The following is a 15,439-nucleotide window of genomic DNA, read 5'->3' on the forward strand; positions in this document are numbered from 1 at the left end:
GGGTTTTTGGGCGTGAGGGGCCGTGAGCTGCTAGGTACTAGACCGCAGCTCATGATTCGGATTGGTTGCTAGCAGCTCTGCTAGGCCTAGCAGGTCGGGGTGCTAGGCCTAGCAGGCCGGACGGTCACGTCAGCTCGACCGCTTCCGGTCACGCTCCGCGATTGCCTTGAGGAGGTGGTCGTGGTGGATGCCGCGCCGAGTCGTCTCCTTGCCATCCGGGAGTCGCCCGTATACGTCGCCGACCTTGATGACCGGGTGCGGCTTGAGCGCGGCGGTGAGCTGAGCCGACCCCCACCCCTGGTACGCCTCGGGCCGCAGCTCGGCCAGCAGGCCGCACAGCGTCTCGTTCCACGCCTTCTTGTCGTCGCCCGGCCACACGCGGGCCAGGTCGCCGAGCACGTCCGCGATCGGCGCTACGTCGCGGGTCTGCTCGTCGGGCTTGGGCAGGGTGCCGGCGGCCTGGCGCAGCGTTACGGCGCGGGTGACGATCTGCGCGGCCTTGGTGGTGTTGACGTAGTAGGACTTCACCGCCGAGGGCTTCGGGCCGAAGCCGCGCAGGATGCCCCACCCGGCCTCATCGACCGGCACGAACACCGTCGCCCGGTAGCCCTGCTTGTAGGCCGAGGTGCCAAGGATCATGTCGTTGGCCGTCTGGTCGGCCACCGACAGGCAGAACCGGGAGTTGACGTTGCGGGTGATGCCGGTCGGCAGGCTGTCCTTGTCGGGGATCTGCGTGCCGATCAGGATGATCACGCCCAGCGCCCGGCCGAGCTTGATGACCTTCTCCAGGATCTCGCCGGCTTCCTTGGCGTACTTGCTGGTCATCAGCTCTTGCAGCTCATCGAACCACGCCACCAGCGGGTGAAGGCCAGACCCCTTGAGCGACGCCAGTTCCGGCGTGACCTTGTTTTCCGGGGCCTTGCCGAGGCGGGCGTAGTGCTCGATGCGCTTGGAGCGGCGGCGGCACTCCTCATACAGCCACTCGATGAACGCGAAGCACCGGGCAAGGGTTTCGTCATCGAAGCCGTTGCCGTACTCGGCCATGACCTGCTCAAGGACGGCGAAGTCACCGACGCCCTTCAACTCGTAACCCCGGATCTCGGCGCGCGGGTCCAGCGACGCGGCCAGCAGCAACGTGCGCAGCGCGAACGTCTTACCCGACCCGGGCTGACCACCGAACAGCCAGTTGCGGAACATCAGCTCGGCGTCGAGCACGTCCAGACGCGGGGTGGTAGCGAACGGGAACGCCTTGAACAGGTCCACCTTCGCGCCGGCCGACAGCAGCGGCCAGGGCGGTTGCGTCATCTGCGACGCCGGCTCGTAGCCGACCCACAGCGCCAGGCGGCCCGTGTGCCCCGGTGCCGGCTCGGGCCACACCTGATCCAGCGGCAGCCGCATCGCCGAGGCGAGTTTGCCCCGCCGGGCCACCACCTCGGACGCCTCCACCCCGTACGGCAGGTCCACCACGGCGAGGTGGCCGGGGCCGTCACGGTGGATGTCCACCGGGAAGCTGATCGCCTTCGCGTCCTTGGCAACCGCCGAGTTGATGGCCGGCAGTTGCAGCGAGGTCAACGCCCGGCGGACCAGCTCGGCGGTGAGCTTGCGGTAGCGGGTGCCCTCGGTCACCCGGTCGGTCAGCGGCTTGTCCGCCGGACGGCCGAGCGTCGCCAGCAGCGGCACCACCGCCGCCAGGGCGACCCACCGCCACCACGACGGGCCGAGCGCCAGCACGATCGCGGCGGCCACCATCGCGCCGGCCGACGCGGCGAGCACCCACCACCGCCACACGGTTTGGCGCTGCCGGCGGGCGTCGAGCTTCATCCATGTGTCGGCGTCGCCCCGGGTCGCGGCGGCCTGCCGCAGGTGCCAGTTACCTTCCTCGGCGCTGGCCCAGTGCAACGCCTTCCCCGTGCCCCGGAACAGGCCCACCGGGGCGTAGACGGCCGTTTTCGCCGCGTACTTCGGCAGGCGCACCGCGTGGTAGGCGGTGACGTAGCCGGCGTCCTTGCTCTGGTGCCGCACGGCGGCCCGCAGCGCGCGCCACGACCTGGCCCAGTCGGCCAGGATCGGCCGGCGGTTGCGCTGCCGGGCCAGCACGTCCGGCGGGATGTCGTCGGCCGCGTCCACCGGCCCGCCGTCGCGGTCCGGGTCGTCGGCGACGCTCTCGGCGTCCTCGCCGTCGTCGGCCAGGTCGCTTCCGTCACCGGTCGGGGTGACGGATGCCTGCCGGCGGGCGCGGGCGTCGTCCAGATCGACCACCTCGGCGTCCGGGCCGCCGGTGGGGTCGGTGAGGTCCTGCTCTGCGGCCTGCCAGTCGAAACGGTTCTCATCAGGGGCAGTCATGATGGGGGTTCCTCCAACGGTCGGGAGATCGGTAGGGGGCCGGCGGCGCGGCGCGGGTTGGTAGCCAGGTGGCCGTGCCGCCGGGCAGGGGGTTACCAGCGGATGGTGAAGTCGCCCCGGATCTCGTCGACCTGCCGGCCGACCGTGGCGTTACCGGAGCGGATGTTTTCCGTCTGGGTGGGCGTGTCCTTGCTGGTCGGGGCGGGCTTGGGGGTCTTGCTGCCCTTGACCTCGCCGACCTGGATGGCAACGCGGTCGTTGCCGGATGCGCGGTTGGTGCGGCCCACGGTGGGCTCCCTTCGGTTGTGCCGTCCAGCGGGTCTGGCGGCCACCGCACGCCACCGGGTGATGAGCCGGTGGCGGCGGAAGCGGTCAGGGGTGCCAGTGGAGGAAGGTCAGCGGCGGTCGCGGGGCGCGGCGCGGCCGTTGAGTTGCCGCCGCGCCTGCTGTGCTTCGCGGCTGTCGTGCAGGGCCTTGCGCTGCCGCTCGGCCGCAGCGCGTGCGGCTTTGCTGCCGGTGGCCCTCGCGGCGGCGTCGGTGTCGCGCCACCGCTCGTACGCGGCGGTGAATCGGTCGGCGCTCACCGCTTGCGACCCTGCTCGGCTTGGCGGGCGGCGCGGTCGCGGTTGCGCTGGTCGGCTTGGCGCTGTGCCTCGCGCATCTGCGCTTCGCGGGCCTCGCGGTTGCGGGCCACGATGCGGTCGTGGTGCTCGCGGAGTTGACGGTCAGACATACTGGTGGTCCTCCCGAGATCCCATGCGGGTTGAGGGGTTGGACCGGCGGCACAGCACGGGTTTCCAGGCCATAGGGGCTGTGCCGCCGGGCGGGGCTACCTGTCTGTTGCGCCGCAGCAGCGGCACGTCTTACCGGCGTTGAGCGGGGCGCACGCGCACCCGCAGGACAGGCACCCTCGACCGGGGATACCGCCGGAGTTGGCGTGGAGGCAGCCGCATCGGCCGCAGCGGTGCGCCATCAGCGCCGGCCCTTGAACTGCTGGGAGAGTCGGCCGAAGCGGATGCGCTCGTCCTCGTCCATGACGGTCGGGGTGCGCCCGGCGGCCCGCTCGTCGCGGATCTGCCGGTCGAGGTGCTTCGGGTCAACCTTGACCTCACGGGAGCGGCCGTTGCTGTCCTCGCTGAACAGGTACTTCTTACCCACGGTGGTTCCCTCCGGTTGTGCCGTCCAGATCGGTTCTGGCGGCCTCCGCGCGCCACCGGGTGATGAGCCGGTGGCGACGGGGGCGGTCAGATCACTTTTTCTTGGCCTTCTTCTCGATCAGGTCCCGGACGCCGGTCAGGCCGCCTACCAACATCTGGTCGTGCTCGGGGCAGAGGGCCGCGCCGTCCCAGGCGACCGGCTTGCCGCACCAGCAGTTCTTCTTCGCCACGTCGTTTCTCCTTCGCTGTGGCCGGTCGGTCTGACCGGTCCCCGCGTGCCACCGGCGGCGATGGGTGCCGGTGGCCACGGGGATCGGTCAGGCCGCGATGAGCAGGGCGGAGACAAACAGGAAGGCGACGTGCCAGGACTGATCCAGCGCGTACGCGCCGGTACCCAAGCTCGGGTTGTCGTCGCGGCCAGGCCGGGGGATGCCGAGCGAGTAGAAGCGGGCCGAACCGAGCGCGTCAGCGATGCGCTTGAGCAGGGTGCGCCGGTCAGCGATGTAGTGCGACACCGCCGAGACGGTCAGCCCTACGCCGACCGCCCACGGGTCGAGCCGCAGGCCGGTACCGGCGATCAGGAACACCAACGCGAGCAGGGCCGTGAGCGTGTAGGTGGCGACGTGGGCGGCGCAGGCGATGCGGCCGGGCCACCCGGGCTGACCCTTGCAGTCGGCTTGATGCTGGGTCTGGATCCAGTGGTCGCCCACCTGGTGAGCGACGTAGAGGGCGATGAACACGGCGGCGAACGTTGCCGCGTGCGCGCCGGTCGGATCTGCGAACATGAGGGGTATCTCCCGAGGGTCGATGAGGCTCAAGGGGGTGGACCGGCGGCACGGCTCAGGTTGCGAGCCGGTGGCCGTGCCGCCGGGCGGCGCTACTTCTTGCGGGGCTTGCGGACCTCGAACGTGTCCGATGAACCGCGCGGCAGCTTTTGCCGCTTCGCGTCGGCCGCGCGTCGGGCCTGCTCCGCGCTGCCGGGCTGGCTCACTGAACGGGTCTTGCCGGTCTGACCCGACCTGCGGAACGCCTGGAACTTCTCGGCGGTCATGCGGCCACCTCCACGGGGGTGCCGTTGACCGGCGTTGCCGCAGCGTCCGGGCGGAATGGTGACCCGATTTCGGGGTGGGGGCGGTGGCGCTTGACGGTGCTCACGCTGACGTTCGCGGCCCGCGCGATCTGACCGTGGGGCGCGGTCGGGTCAGCGATGTGTGCGGCGATGACCCGCTCACTGGCGGTCAGGGACCGGGGCGTGACCCGCGCCGGGCGAACCGGCTCACGAACCGGCGTGACCGGGAGCGCCGGGGCCGGGGTGACCGGCTCGGCAGGGTCAGCCGGACCGTTGGGCGTCTGCGGCGGCGCGGTGACCTTCTTCGCGCGGGTGGTCTTGTCGGCCTGGCGGGCGGCGGTGCGGGCGGCGCGTTCGGCGTTGTAGCCGTCCCATGCTTTGCGGGGGTCGCGTTCGTTGTGCTCGATCGACCACCGGGTGGCCATCAGGGAGCGGATCGGGAACATGCGGCGGCGCTTCGGGGAGAACTCGACCCCGGCGTCGTCGATGAGGCTCGCGTTCTCGGCCAACAGTTGGACGTGCTGGGCGCGGCGGGTGTGCAGTCCCCACAGCCACGGGGAGAGCAGCGACAGCAGCGCGAACGCGATGGCCGCCGCCGTGGGCGTGATGCCGTTGGCGAAATGGGCGTAGTTGATGGCGGCGACCACGGCGGCGATGCCCCACGCGGCCCGGCGCAGGGATGCGGCGGTGGCGTGGGCCTTGAGCATCAGTGCGTCGTGGGCGTGCCACTGGACGTAGACGGCGATCGACTCCAGTGCGGCGGAGAACGCCACCGCGAACGCCACCCGGGACGGGCCGTTCCACGCGGCCGGGGCGATCTCGGAGTAGGCGTAGGCGGCCTGCGCGTAGGCCGCGCCGCCGTTGATCAGCAGCAGCGGCAGCACCGGGCGCAGCTTCGCGGCGAACTCGGCCCGCGACTTGCGGCGGCGCTCCCGCGCCTCGGTGCGCTCGACGCGGCGGGCGGCGTCGCGGCGGCGGCGCTCCTGCTCATCGGCGGCGGCCTGCCGGCGGGCGTGCGCGGCGGCGGCCTCTTGCTGCTCCCGGTCGAGCTGCGCCATTAAGCGGGCGCGCTCCACCTCGGCGGCGGCGGACTCGCGTTGGGCCGCCGCGCGGGCGGCCAGGATCGCTGGGTCTTCCGGCGTACGACGAAACATCGGGTGACCTCCCGGTCAGTGGTCGAGGATGTCGGCGAGCAGGTCGCGGTGCGCGGGGAACACGTCGCCGTCGAGGTAGTGGCGCAGGTACTCGATGAGGTGTTGGTAGGACTCGGCGTGCAGCCAGGCGGCCAGTCGGGCGTCGTCCGCGCCGACAACCTCGGGCAGGATCGGCACCGGGCCGAGGTCGATCAGGACGGGGACGGTGACCATCCACGCCTCATCCGAGGCGCGCGGGTCGGGCACGTACCGGGCCGGCAGTGTCTTCACCCACGGGTCGGTGGGGTCGGCGATCAGGCCGGTTTCCTCGGCCAGCTCCCGGAACGCGGCGGCGGTGGGGTCCTCGCCGGGGTCGACGTGTCCGCCGGGCAGCGCCCAACCGTGGTCGTCGTCGCGCTCCACCATCAGAATTCGGCGTCGGCCGTTGATGGTGGCCATGACCACCGCGTCGGCGGCCAGGGCCTCGCCCCAGTGGCCGAGTTCGTTGCGCCCGTAGCGGATGCCGGTCGGCGCGTACGGGTTGACCGGTCGGCCGTCCACGAGGGGGAACGGGATCGCGGCGGCGGCCCGGCGGGCTGCCCAGTCGATGCGGGTCGGGTCCATCTCCGGGTCGGCCCAGCTCGCCCCGGCGGCGATGCCGGCCAGGACGGACGGGGCGGTGTAGGTGCACGTCATGCGGCGGCCTCCATGGGATAGGCGCAGGTCAAGCACTCACCGAGTGAGCGCGGGATGTAGTAGGGCCGGACCGCGCCGCAGGTCGGGCAGGTTCGGCGGGCCAACAAAGCGGCGCGGACCGCCCGGAGCTGGGCGGGGGTCGCGGTGCGCTTCGGCGCGGCCAGGTCCACCCGGTAGAGGTACGCGGTTCGGGTGCCGCCCACGCCGCGCCAGAGCACCTGAGCGGCGACGGGTTGACCACCGGGGCGCAGGCCGGCGGCGGTCAGTTGGCGGCGGGTGGCGTAGCCGGTTGGGGCACCCCGCCACCAGAAGGTGGGGATTCCGTACCGCGCCCCGTCCGGATCGAAGTAGGCGGCGCGGATGCGCGACATCAGGCCGCGCGGCGCGGGTCGGTACGGGTAGCGGCGTCGGTGGCGGCGCGGGTAACGCGGGCCTCGGCCCGGCGCAACCGCCGCCAGTCCAGCGGCGAAGGGCCGCCGTGGTCCTCGGCGTAGAGCATCGTGATCTCGGCGTCCAAGACGTCCAGCTCGGCCGCGATCAGCGGCCACTCCGACTCGATCGCGGCCAAGTCGGCGAGGCTCGGACCCTCCAGGTCCGGGTGAAGGTCGTAGCTCACTTCGAGTTCCTTCCGGAACGACGCTTACCCGCCACCGGACGGCGGCGGGCGGTGGCGGACTGACCGCACGAGCGGCAACAGTCCTGGTCAGGGGCCAGCGGGGCGAGGGAGCCGCATACGCGGCAATTGCGCCAGACGGCGTTGCTCTTGGTCGTAATCCGCACGGCGGCGGCGATGCTCACGGACATGAAGGGCTCACCTCTTCCCAGCTCGAATGAAGTCGGACGAACAGCCGGGGGCGCGGCCACAGCGGCCGCGCCCCCAGGTAATGCACGACGCGGCAGCAGCCGAGCCGGTGATACACGCGAACGCTGCCCTTTCCCGACACCCCGCTCGCCCCAGCTCTGCACTGGGGGTCGGCCATCCGGAGATGACTCAAGGCAGGGGTCTACCGAGGACAGCTGTCCGCGCTTGTTTCCAAAGGTCGCTATGCACTTGAGAAAGATCGACACCCGCTCCGGCGGTCCATGGGCGTGCGCAGTGGTTGCCGCCTTCCCTGGGGCCATCCGGCCGGTGTAGCTAATTTCAGCGCTAAAATTAGCGCTGAAGTTGTGCGATGTCAACGAGGTGGGAAGACTAGGATCAGCGGATCAAGCAGTCAGACAGGGAGGCGTCGGGTGGAGGATTGGCAGGCTGTGGCCAGCGCAATCAACGGCCGGATGGCCGATTTGCCGCTGTCACAGCAGGAGTTGGCCGAGCGGTCCAAGGTGTCGGTTGCCACCCTGCGTGAGCTGCAAAAGGCAGCCGCGACCCGCAAGCGGTCGGCGCGTACGCTCGCCGCGATCTCGCAGGCTCTCGGCTGGCCGGACGACTACCTTCGTGCCGTGCTGACCGGGGCCACACCGCCGGACAGTGGCGGGGGAGTGGGGCGGGCGGACAGTTCGTCGCTGGTACTCGCGCGGCTGGACCAGCTGCACGCCGAGGTGCGGCGGCTCGCGGATGCCGTAGAGCGGATGGCGGTCGATGTCGGTCATGGCGATAAGGACACCAGTTCCGAGCGCGCATCCGAACGCCGTTCACCAGCCGGGTAACCGCCGTCCACTAGGCATCGACTAGGCGCGGTTGCGCATCGGCGGGTGCCTACGCCAGCGAAGGAGGGCCGTTGTGCCTGCTTACGCCAGGGATGCCACCCCGAATCTCGCGCTGTACAACCTCCGCGACGCGGCGGGCGAGACTCAGCAGGACGTGGCGGATGGCTTGAACCGCCTTGGGGTGGCGCGCGGAAAGAGACTGGCCGTAACCGCCAATCAGGTCAGCAGGTGGGAGCGGGGGATCACGTATCCGTCCGCGCTCTACCGGCAACTCCTTGCCGAGCACTTCGGCGTCTCTGTGCAGGATCTCGGACTCACCAGGCAGCGTGTGACGCCCCAGCAGCGTGACAGTCCCGAGAACGGAGGTTTCGCGATCTACCAAGATCCGGTGTCTCATCCGCAGGCCGAGGACAGCCAGGAGGAATGGCGCGCGGTCCGGCGGAAGCTGAACATTCATCGGGTGCAGCTCGCCCGTGAGGCGGCACGCCTCTACGACGTGGAGCACCGCGTAGGTGACAGCGGCCTGATTGCAGCGCCGCAATGGTTGCCACCGACTCCGATCGAGTTGGCGCAGTTCGGAATCGGGCTCGCCCCGGAGGGAACCGCGCCCCTCGTCACCGGGGCCGAGGACGCTGCGGCCGGCGTACGGCCGTTGGCGTCGGACGGGCGGCGGCACCAGCGCTACAGCCTCGCCTTGCGTGATGTTGAACAGCCCCGGCTCTTTGAGAACCGGCTCGCGTGGCACCTTGCGGGGGTCGACTGGAGCCAGCCCGCCCATGCACTCACGTTCACCACCGGTACGTACTTCGGTGGTGTCGATGTCTCGGAGGCGCTCGCGCACGAAATGGCCATGTACCACGTCGCGGGCGACGGGAGCGGGATCCTGCCGGCGTCCTGGCGAAACCTGGCCTTCCGGCGGCTCGTGGGCGACCCGTTCACGCCCAGCCGCCGACCGACAGCGCCGTCAACCGACACGCTCACCCTGCGGGTAGACGACGACGGAGCGTCCTTCGTGCTGCACAACCGCGCAGCCGGCAACGTGGCCGTAGCCGGGGGAATGCTGCACATCATGCCGGCGGGGGTGTTCCAGCCATCGAGCGTCCTGCCTGCCGCTCAAGTGGCCGACTTCGACCTGTGGCGCAACATGATGCGGGAGTACAGCGAGGAATTCCTCGGCAGCGCCGAGCACGGCGGCGACGGCGAACCGGCGGACTACAGCGCGGAACCGCTGGCGGCCTTCGGCCGGGCATATGCGTCCGGTGGGGTGCGGGTCTTCTGCCTCGGAGTCGCGCTCGACGCACTCACCCTGTGGGGCGAGATTCTGGCCGTCGCCGTGTACGACGGCCCCACCTATGACCACCTGTTCGCCAACATGGTCGACTCCAACGATGAGGGAACCGTGGTCAAGACCGGGCGGGTACGGCCGACCTCGGCGTTGCCGTTCACCCGGCACACCATCGACGAACTGACCGCCAGCGGGCGGCTGGCACCGGCGGCGGCCGGATGCCTTGAACTCGCGTGGGAACACCGCCGCACGATCCTGGGGAGAAGCTGACGTGCACGTACTGGTAACTGGTGGCCTGGGATTTCTCGGCCGCGCCGTAGCCCGCGACCTGCTTGCCGCCGGGCACCGGGTCACCGTCATGACCCGGGGTCGTCGCGGTGACCGAACCGCACCGTCCGGCGTCGAGCTGGTGACGGGGGACATCCGTGACCGTGCTCGGGTCTCCGAGATCGTCCAGGAGGGCGGGTACGACGGAGTCGTACACCTTGCGGCGTTGACCAGCGGGCGGGACTCGTTCGCTGACCCGCTGGGCTACTTCGATGTCAACACGACCGGCACCCTGAACCTGCTCATGGCCCTAGACGCCGCACGGACGAACACCGCGCCGGCTTCTCTGGTCTTCGCTTCCACCAACATCGTCTACGGGTCGCAGCACCACGGCGCACTGTCCGAAGACCTCGCCCCGCACCCCGAGAGCCCATACGCGGCGTCCAAGGTCGCGGCTGAGCACATGGTCGCGGCGTATGCGGCGACCGGAGCAATCGGCGCGGTCATCCTCCGGCCCTTCAACATCGCCGGGGCCGTCGACGGCGTTACCGACACCGACCGCGCGCGGATCATTCCGAACGTCTTCCGCGCGATCACCGGAGAACTTGACCACGTCCCCCTCAATGGCGACGGGGCGGCGGTGCGGGACTTCGTGCACGTGGCCGACGTCGCCATCGCAGTCCGGCTTGCCCTGACCATCTGCGCGCCAGGTGCCAGCCAGACCATCAACCTTGGCTCAGGCGTCGGGACGAGCATGGCCACCGTGGTAGCCACTGCCGAACAGGTGACTGGCCGTCCAGTAACCGTCCATCGTCAACCGACCAAGCCTGAACCGCCGGAGCTGATCGCCGACGTCGGCCGCGCCCAGACTGTTCTGGATTGGACCCCAGCAAGGTCCAAGCTGAGCGAGATCCTTGCGGATGCCTGGGAGGCGTGGCCCGGTGGTGGTTTGTCTACCGAGCACGGGTGAAGAGCTGGGCTGGCTGCGTCCTTATCACCGACTCCCCATCCGAGATTCGGGGAGCAATGGCCGCCGGGTGGTGATCGATTATGCCAACCGACCAACCAGCGGGGCGTTCCGATCAGCTAGGGCAGGTTAGACCGGCTACTTCATGCTGAGCTGCACATGGACCATCAGCTAGTGCACGGCCGAACCTGTTCATTTCCCACGGCGGTTAAGGTGTACAGCCTTGCCCATCGGTGAGAACACGTCAGCCGGAAGACTGAGGGATTCTTCGGATATCGCGTTGTTTGCTCACCAGCATTGTCGGATTTGTGACAAACTCTTTCACCGCAGCGCTGTGTGCCGTATAGATCACGTTGCTGGATGTCGATCTAGCAATGTGGGTGCCATTTCCGTTACCATCTGAAGACTGAGCGTCAGAGGTGGGGGGCGAATGGCATCTGCGACTAAAACCGGAGATTCCCTATCGCGTATCGAGGCAGTAGATGGGCGAACGCTCACGAGCTGTATGGAGCAATTGCAGCAGGCGTATGTGATGAGCGTCGCCTCCACTGCCGGCTGCGGTGTGACGAACGTTGAGCGGGATACATATGGCGTAGATCTTGAGATTGTCCGATCATTTCCTGCGCCTCGGGAGGAAATCTCGGTCAAGGCTCAACTGAAAAGCACCACCCAGATCAGCCCTAATCCTGGTCGAGAGCATTTTAGTTACCAATTTACGAAGCGCGAATACATGGAGCGTCTAGCGGTCAAGAGGCGCTTCGATAAGTACATTCTAATAGTCATGTCCGTCAATCGTTCGCAGATGCTTTGGACTGACTCGTCGCACGACTTCCTGCGCCTCCGTCACTGTTGCTATTGGATTTGCCTAGAGGGCCGGGATGTCCCTTCGGTCGACAGGCCCTACATTCAGATTCCAACCTCAAACATCTTCGATGCGTCCGCCCTGTCGACCATCCTCGATAAAATCGATCGAGGTGAGAGCTTATGCGAGAGCTAGAGGCGGATCTGCGGACGGTTGACCCGGCGAAGCTGACGGTTTTATTGGAAGAGACTGGGTGGCGCCTTATCGGGGGCCGCCGCAATGCATACAATCGGCTCGCTCCACCCACCGATCCGTCCGGTCGAGACTTCTCGCTGGTTATTCCAATCGACAGGGAAGCGCCAGAGTTCGCCGAGCTGATGTCGGCGGCGATTCGAAAAATTCACGCCCGCGACGGGCAAGAATGGAACGTGAGGCTACTGCCTCGGCTCATCGCGCGCGAGACTGACGAGTATAGGTTCCGCAAGGAAACGTCCTTGCCTTCTGGTCTCATAAAATGGCGCGATGGGGAGGGGTTGATCCAAGCCGCGCGTGCCACCCTTACCGCTGGAGCGAAGGCAGCTGTCAGTAAGGCTCGGCACTTCGGCAACCGTCACGGGCAATTTGCTAACCGCTACCTTGACAACATCCTTATGGGGCAGACGGCACCGGGAAGTTACGTAGTCACCGCATACGCTATATCTGAAGAACCGATCACGCTGCATCAAACTTTCGCCGACACCCTTGGTATACCCGGTGTGGACTTTGTCGAAAGCCGCGAGATTGCGAGATCGGTTACGAACGCGCTGGGTGCCGCTTCTGAGGCACTTGCATACTTCCGTAGCAGTCAGTCTCTTTCCGGCTTCGACGCCGGCGTAGAACACGGCATTTCTTATGAGCTGACAAGCGCTCTAGCTGCTTTAACGGAAGATGCAGACGAAGCTGAGGTTTTCATCGAGTGGCACCCGTCGGGCGAACAGGAACGTGCTGTGTCGGAGCGATTCGACTACACACGCGAGGATTCGGAAGCCTTTCAGAAGGCGGCTACTCGACTCGTGTTCACTGAGCCGCAGCCTAGAACGACTGTGGTCGGCAGGGTTCACCTGCTTACCAAGAAAGAGGCGGGCCAACCTGGCGTGATTGGGGTCGTCTCGGCGGGGCCTGCGAAACCGCGTAAAGTCCGAGCGCACCTTGTTGATGCGGCCGACTATCACTTGGCGGTCCGTGCCCACGAGGAAGATCTCATGATTGAGGTTATCGGTGACCTCGAGCGCGAAGGCAATCTGAACTGGTTGTACGGTGCTCACATCCAAACCACGCACGGCTCTGTTACGGAACCGATGGTTCCCGCTTCCGCCTCAGATAACGCTGAGCAACCCGCATGGTGGGAAGACCTCGAAGGGCCTACGTCGGCAGAGTAGGTGGCAGTTTGTTTCGCTGCGCTGCCGTGTCGATCAGCATCGCCGTGGCGCGCCGGACGGGAAGCTAGCGGGCGGCAGCGCTACTGCCTTGGCAGGCGAGATGGACGGACGGGGCGGGACCGGACCATGCGGGCAGGAAACTCGTAGAGGGCTTCGATCAAATGCCGGACAAGCTGTCCCGCAAGCTCAGCTTGCTCCAGTGTCAGTGAAGGCCATTCCTCCTGGTGGGTACCAGCGTCGCCGATTATCTTGATCGTATCCGTGTGCTCGCCGAGCGCGATTAGGAGTGGATTGCCCTCGTACAGTCGCTTGAGCTTGCCTGTGAGGGTCCGTTCCGACTTGATTTCTTGGCCGCCCTTGTCATCGGCGATGACAGCTAGGGCAGACCGAAAGCGGCCGGCCGCTGCGTTCGGCGCTTGGACGGCCAGACAGCGAAGCCCTTCCGCGTACGCGTCGCGTGCCTTCTCGGGAAGACCGGCGTCAGGATCGATACGTTCTGCCGCGTTAGGTGTGGGCCACCAGAAGATCGGTTGCTCAAGCGTGTAGCGCACCCCGCCGGTGATCGGCTTTCGTTGGCCACGCTCGATGACTACCGTCCCCTCGTGGCATACCTCGCAGGTCGCGACCAGCACCCACGTGCCGTCATCCACGATGATCTTCTGGGACCTCTTGAAGGCTGCCGCGACAGTGCCGCATCGGGGGCAGTTCGCTCTCGGCTCGTCGCTCTGGGGCGGCCCGATAAAGGAAGTCATGGTCCTGCCTGTTCGGGGTGTCGTCTCTGGGTCCGACAGCATCTCACGCATGCACGGCGATCACCTCGAATTACCTACAGCGGCGGGAGCCGCCTGTGTCACATCCGTGTCGTGAGTGGACAGCTAGCCTGCCATTTGGCCTGCTCAGGGGTGCTGTCCGTGGCCGACTGTAAATCCGTCGCGAAAGCTTCAGAGGTTCGAATCCTCTACCCGCCACCAGGTGCGGACACGGCCCCTGACCAGCAGAGATGCTGATCAGGGGCCGTTGTCGTTTGTCTGGCCAAGTCCGGCAAGGTCCAGCCGTCGACGACTGGTTGTGGAGAGATGGTGGGCAGGTCGATCTTGCCGCTGAGGGCGTTCGCAAGCTCGGTGCGTGTCGTCCTGCTCGTCTTCCCGACTGCGCGGTCTCCCCGCCGGCCGGAGAGCCGGTCGCCGGGACCAACACCCGGTGCTGGTCAGTGGCCGGCACCCGGTGGCGCCGCCGGTGGACAGGATCGCCGGCATAGGCGGTGATCGGCGATTCGCGTTTCGGCCCGGGAGGGGCCGGCCCGCTGTGAGACTGGGTGAGCGCCAGCACCGTCGGTGCTCAGGCGTTGGCGACTGGACCCGGTGGGTGGGGAAGATGTCGAACGACAACGAAATTCGTCCCTTCCGGCTCGACACACCGGAAGACGCGATTGCCGACCTGCGTCGCCGGGTTGCGGCCACGCGTTGGCCCGCTCGCGAGTTGGTCGCCGACCGCTCCCAGGGGGTGCAGTTGGCGACGATCCAGGAGTTGGCCCGCTACTGGACGACTGATTACGACTGGCGGGCGTTCGAGACGAAGCTGAACGCGTTGCCGCAGTACACGACCAACATCGACGGGGTGGACATCCACTTCATCCACGTGCGGTCGCAGCACGAGGACGCCCTCCCGCTGATCATGACGCACGGCTGGCCGGGTTCGGTCGTCGAGCTGCTCGGGGTGGTCGGCCCGCTGACCGACCCGACCGCGCACGGTGGTTCTGCCGAGGACGCGTTCCACCTGGTGCTGCCGTCCCTACCTGGCTACGGCTTCTCCGGCGAGCCGACCGAGCCCGGCTGGGACTCCAACCGCATGGCGAGTGCCTGGGCGGTGCTGATGCAGCGCCTCGGCTACCCGCGCTACGTCGCCCAGGGGGGCGACGTGGGCGCCGCCGTCACGGACGCGATGGGCCGTCAAGGGCCCGAGGGACTAGTTGGCATCCATGTCAACCTGCTCGCCGGGGCGATCGGCATCAAGGACCAACTGCCGGCGAAGTCCGCGCAGGAGCGCGCGGCGCACGACGCGCTGAACATGTTCACGACGGACGGCTTCGGCTACTTCCTGGAGCAGTCCACTCGCCCGCAGACGATCGGGTACTCCCTGCTCGATTCGCCGGTCGGGCTGGCTGCCTGGATGTTCGACCACGACACCGACAGCTACTACAAGATCGCCCGGGCGTTCGTCGACGGCACGCCGACGGGTGGTCTCACGCGCGAGTCCATTGCCGACAACGTGACGTTGTACTGGCTGACCGGCACCGGCGCCTCTTCGGCCCGGTGGTACTGGGAGTTCGGGCGGTTCCTGGCCGCAGCCCAGGCGGCGGGCCAGACCCCGCCGCCGGTCTCGGTTCCGGTTGGCTTCACCACGTTCCCCGGCGAGATCTGGGCCGCTCCGCGCAGCTGGGCCGAGGCGGTCTACCCCGGCCTCTCGTACTTCAACGAGGCTGACCGCGGCGGCCACTTCGCGGCCTGGGAGGAGCCTGAGCTCTTCGCTGCCGAGGTGCGGGCCGCGTTCCGACCGCTGCGGGGGTCCTGAGGCAGGCTCGGCGCGCGATGCGAGTTGCGCTGGCGCTGCTCACACGCCCGCGACCGCACTGAGCGCCCTCCGTCTATTTGAACC

The 15,439-nt window shown here is 67.9% G+C and carries 19 protein-coding genes; 6 read left to right on the forward strand and 13 right to left on the reverse strand.

Annotation, left to right across the window (positions count from 1 at the left end):
- Positions 1-129: 129 nt before the first annotated feature.
- The 12 genes from AC5L30_RS23125 to AC5L30_RS23180 all read right to left on the reverse strand — a co-directional run bounded on the left by AC5L30_RS23125 (position 130) and on the right by AC5L30_RS23180 (position 7,014).
- Complete coding sequence (locus AC5L30_RS23125; protein WP_494869777.1) at positions 130-2,343, reverse strand: P-loop NTPase family protein; 2,214 nt, start codon at positions 2,341-2,343, stop codon at positions 130-132.
- 92 nt (positions 2,344-2,435) lie between these two features.
- A complete protein-coding gene (locus tag AC5L30_RS23130) occupies positions 2,436-2,630 on the reverse strand; it encodes a hypothetical protein (RefSeq protein WP_494869778.1) in 195 nt (64 codons plus the stop codon).
- Positions 2,631-2,738: 108 nt separating this feature from the next.
- A complete protein-coding gene (locus tag AC5L30_RS23135; protein WP_494869779.1) occupies positions 2,739-2,927 on the reverse strand; it encodes a hypothetical protein in 189 nt (62 codons plus the stop codon).
- Positions 2,924-3,076 (reverse strand): hypothetical protein, encoded by a 153-nt coding sequence (locus tag AC5L30_RS23140; protein WP_494869781.1) that lies wholly within the window; start codon positions 3,074-3,076, stop codon positions 2,924-2,926. Before AC5L30_RS23140 ends, AC5L30_RS23135 begins: the two co-directional genes overlap by 4 nt.
- A gap of 239 nt (positions 3,077-3,315) precedes the next feature.
- Positions 3,316-3,501: a hypothetical protein gene (locus AC5L30_RS23145; RefSeq protein WP_494869782.1), complete on the reverse strand. Its 186-nt coding sequence runs from the start codon at positions 3,499-3,501 to the stop codon at positions 3,316-3,318.
- A gap of 91 nt (positions 3,502-3,592) precedes the next feature.
- Entirely contained in the window at positions 3,593-3,730 is a 138-nt protein-coding gene (locus AC5L30_RS23150; protein WP_494869783.1) for a hypothetical protein, read from the reverse strand.
- 87 nt (positions 3,731-3,817) lie between these two features.
- Positions 3,818-4,285, reverse strand: a complete 468-nt coding sequence (locus tag AC5L30_RS23155) for a DUF3307 domain-containing protein (protein WP_494869785.1) — start codon at positions 4,283-4,285, stop codon at positions 3,818-3,820.
- Between the two features lie 92 nt (positions 4,286-4,377).
- Positions 4,378-4,551 (reverse strand): hypothetical protein, encoded by a 174-nt coding sequence (locus tag AC5L30_RS23160; RefSeq protein WP_494869786.1) that lies wholly within the window; start codon positions 4,549-4,551, stop codon positions 4,378-4,380.
- Positions 4,548-5,723: a hypothetical protein gene (locus AC5L30_RS23165; RefSeq protein ID WP_494869787.1), complete on the reverse strand. Its 1,176-nt coding sequence runs from the start codon at positions 5,721-5,723 to the stop codon at positions 4,548-4,550. Before AC5L30_RS23165 ends, AC5L30_RS23160 begins: the two co-directional genes overlap by 4 nt.
- A 15-nt stretch (positions 5,724-5,738) precedes the next feature.
- The gene (locus AC5L30_RS23170; RefSeq protein WP_494869788.1) at positions 5,739-6,398 is read right to left on the reverse strand and encodes an NUDIX domain-containing protein; all 660 of its coding nucleotides are present in this window, start codon (positions 6,396-6,398) and stop codon (positions 5,739-5,741) included.
- Positions 6,395-6,769 carry an RRQRL motif-containing zinc-binding protein gene (locus AC5L30_RS23175; RefSeq protein ID WP_494869790.1) on the reverse strand — a complete coding sequence of 125 codons (375 nt, stop codon included), beginning with the start codon at positions 6,767-6,769 and terminating at the stop codon, positions 6,395-6,397. Before AC5L30_RS23175 ends, AC5L30_RS23170 begins: the two co-directional genes overlap by 4 nt.
- Positions 6,769-7,014: a DUF6284 family protein gene (locus AC5L30_RS23180; RefSeq protein ID WP_494869791.1), complete on the reverse strand. Its 246-nt coding sequence runs from the start codon at positions 7,012-7,014 to the stop codon at positions 6,769-6,771. Before AC5L30_RS23180 ends, AC5L30_RS23175 begins: the two co-directional genes overlap by 1 nt.
- Before the next feature lie 617 nt (positions 7,015-7,631).
- On the opposite strand from AC5L30_RS23180, the gene AC5L30_RS23185 reads away from it, so the two are divergent.
- The 5 genes from AC5L30_RS23185 (at position 7,632) to AC5L30_RS23205 (ending at position 12,784) form a co-directional block, all read left to right on the forward strand.
- On the forward strand, positions 7,632-8,045 hold the full coding sequence (locus AC5L30_RS23185) for a hypothetical protein (protein WP_494869792.1): 414 nt from the start codon (positions 7,632-7,634) through the stop codon (positions 8,043-8,045).
- Positions 8,046-8,118: 73 nt separating this feature from the next.
- Positions 8,119-9,600 carry a helix-turn-helix transcriptional regulator gene (locus AC5L30_RS23190; protein WP_494869794.1) on the forward strand — a complete coding sequence of 494 codons (1,482 nt, stop codon included), beginning with the start codon at positions 8,119-8,121 and terminating at the stop codon, positions 9,598-9,600.
- Between the two features lies 1 nt (position 9,601).
- Positions 9,602-10,567 carry an NAD-dependent epimerase/dehydratase family protein gene (locus tag AC5L30_RS23195; RefSeq protein ID WP_494869796.1) on the forward strand — a complete coding sequence of 322 codons (966 nt, stop codon included), beginning with the start codon at positions 9,602-9,604 and terminating at the stop codon, positions 10,565-10,567.
- 502 nt (positions 10,568-11,069) lie between these two features.
- Positions 11,070-11,561 (forward strand): DUF4365 domain-containing protein, encoded by a 492-nt coding sequence (locus AC5L30_RS23200; protein ID WP_494869798.1) that lies wholly within the window; start codon positions 11,070-11,072, stop codon positions 11,559-11,561.
- Positions 11,549-12,784 carry a hypothetical protein gene (locus AC5L30_RS23205; RefSeq protein ID WP_494869799.1) on the forward strand — a complete coding sequence of 412 codons (1,236 nt, stop codon included), beginning with the start codon at positions 11,549-11,551 and terminating at the stop codon, positions 12,782-12,784. The genes AC5L30_RS23200 and AC5L30_RS23205 overlap by 13 nt, the downstream gene beginning before the upstream one ends.
- Before the next feature lie 80 nt (positions 12,785-12,864).
- On the opposite strand, the gene AC5L30_RS23210 is transcribed toward AC5L30_RS23205, so the two are convergent.
- Positions 12,865-13,434: a DUF4145 domain-containing protein gene (locus AC5L30_RS23210; RefSeq protein ID WP_494869800.1), complete on the reverse strand. Its 570-nt coding sequence runs from the start codon at positions 13,432-13,434 to the stop codon at positions 12,865-12,867.
- Positions 13,435-14,158: 724 nt separating this feature from the next.
- Here AC5L30_RS23210 and AC5L30_RS23215 point away from each other — a divergent pair.
- On the forward strand, positions 14,159-15,355 hold the full coding sequence (locus AC5L30_RS23215) for an epoxide hydrolase family protein (protein WP_494869801.1): 1,197 nt from the start codon (positions 14,159-14,161) through the stop codon (positions 15,353-15,355).
- Positions 15,356-15,439: the final 84 nt, after the last annotated feature.

The organism is Micromonospora sp. BQ32, from assembly GCF_059358895.1.

What these genes read in the sequence shown, in the direction of transcription:
- AC5L30_RS23140 (WP_494869781.1), bottom strand. Translation starts at nt 3,076, where the DNA reads ATGTCTGACCGTCAACTCCGCGAGCACCACGACCGCATCGTGGCCCGC.
- AC5L30_RS23165 (WP_494869787.1), bottom strand. Translation starts at nt 5,723, where the DNA reads ATGTTTCGTCGTACGCCGGAAGACCCAGCGATCCTGGCCGCCCGCGCG.
- AC5L30_RS23155 (WP_494869785.1), bottom strand. Translation starts at nt 4,285, where the DNA reads ATGTTCGCAGATCCGACCGGCGCGCACGCGGCAACGTTCGCCGCCGTG.
- AC5L30_RS23215 (WP_494869801.1), top strand. Translation starts at nt 14,159, where the DNA reads ATGTCGAACGACAACGAAATTCGTCCCTTCCGGCTCGACACACCGGAA.
- AC5L30_RS23160 (WP_494869786.1), bottom strand. Translation starts at nt 4,551, where the DNA reads ATGACCGCCGAGAAGTTCCAGGCGTTCCGCAGGTCGGGTCAGACCGGC.
- AC5L30_RS23200 (WP_494869798.1), top strand. Translation starts at nt 11,070, where the DNA reads ATGGAGCAATTGCAGCAGGCGTATGTGATGAGCGTCGCCTCCACTGCC.
- AC5L30_RS23125 (WP_494869777.1), bottom strand. Translation starts at nt 2,343, where the DNA reads ATGACTGCCCCTGATGAGAACCGTTTCGACTGGCAGGCCGCAGAGCAG.
- AC5L30_RS23170 (WP_494869788.1), bottom strand. Translation starts at nt 6,398, where the DNA reads ATGACGTGCACCTACACCGCCCCGTCCGTCCTGGCCGGCATCGCCGCC.
- AC5L30_RS23205 (WP_494869799.1), top strand. Translation starts at nt 11,549, where the DNA reads ATGCGAGAGCTAGAGGCGGATCTGCGGACGGTTGACCCGGCGAAGCTG.
- AC5L30_RS23175 (WP_494869790.1), bottom strand. Translation starts at nt 6,769, where the DNA reads ATGTCGCGCATCCGCGCCGCCTACTTCGATCCGGACGGGGCGCGGTAC.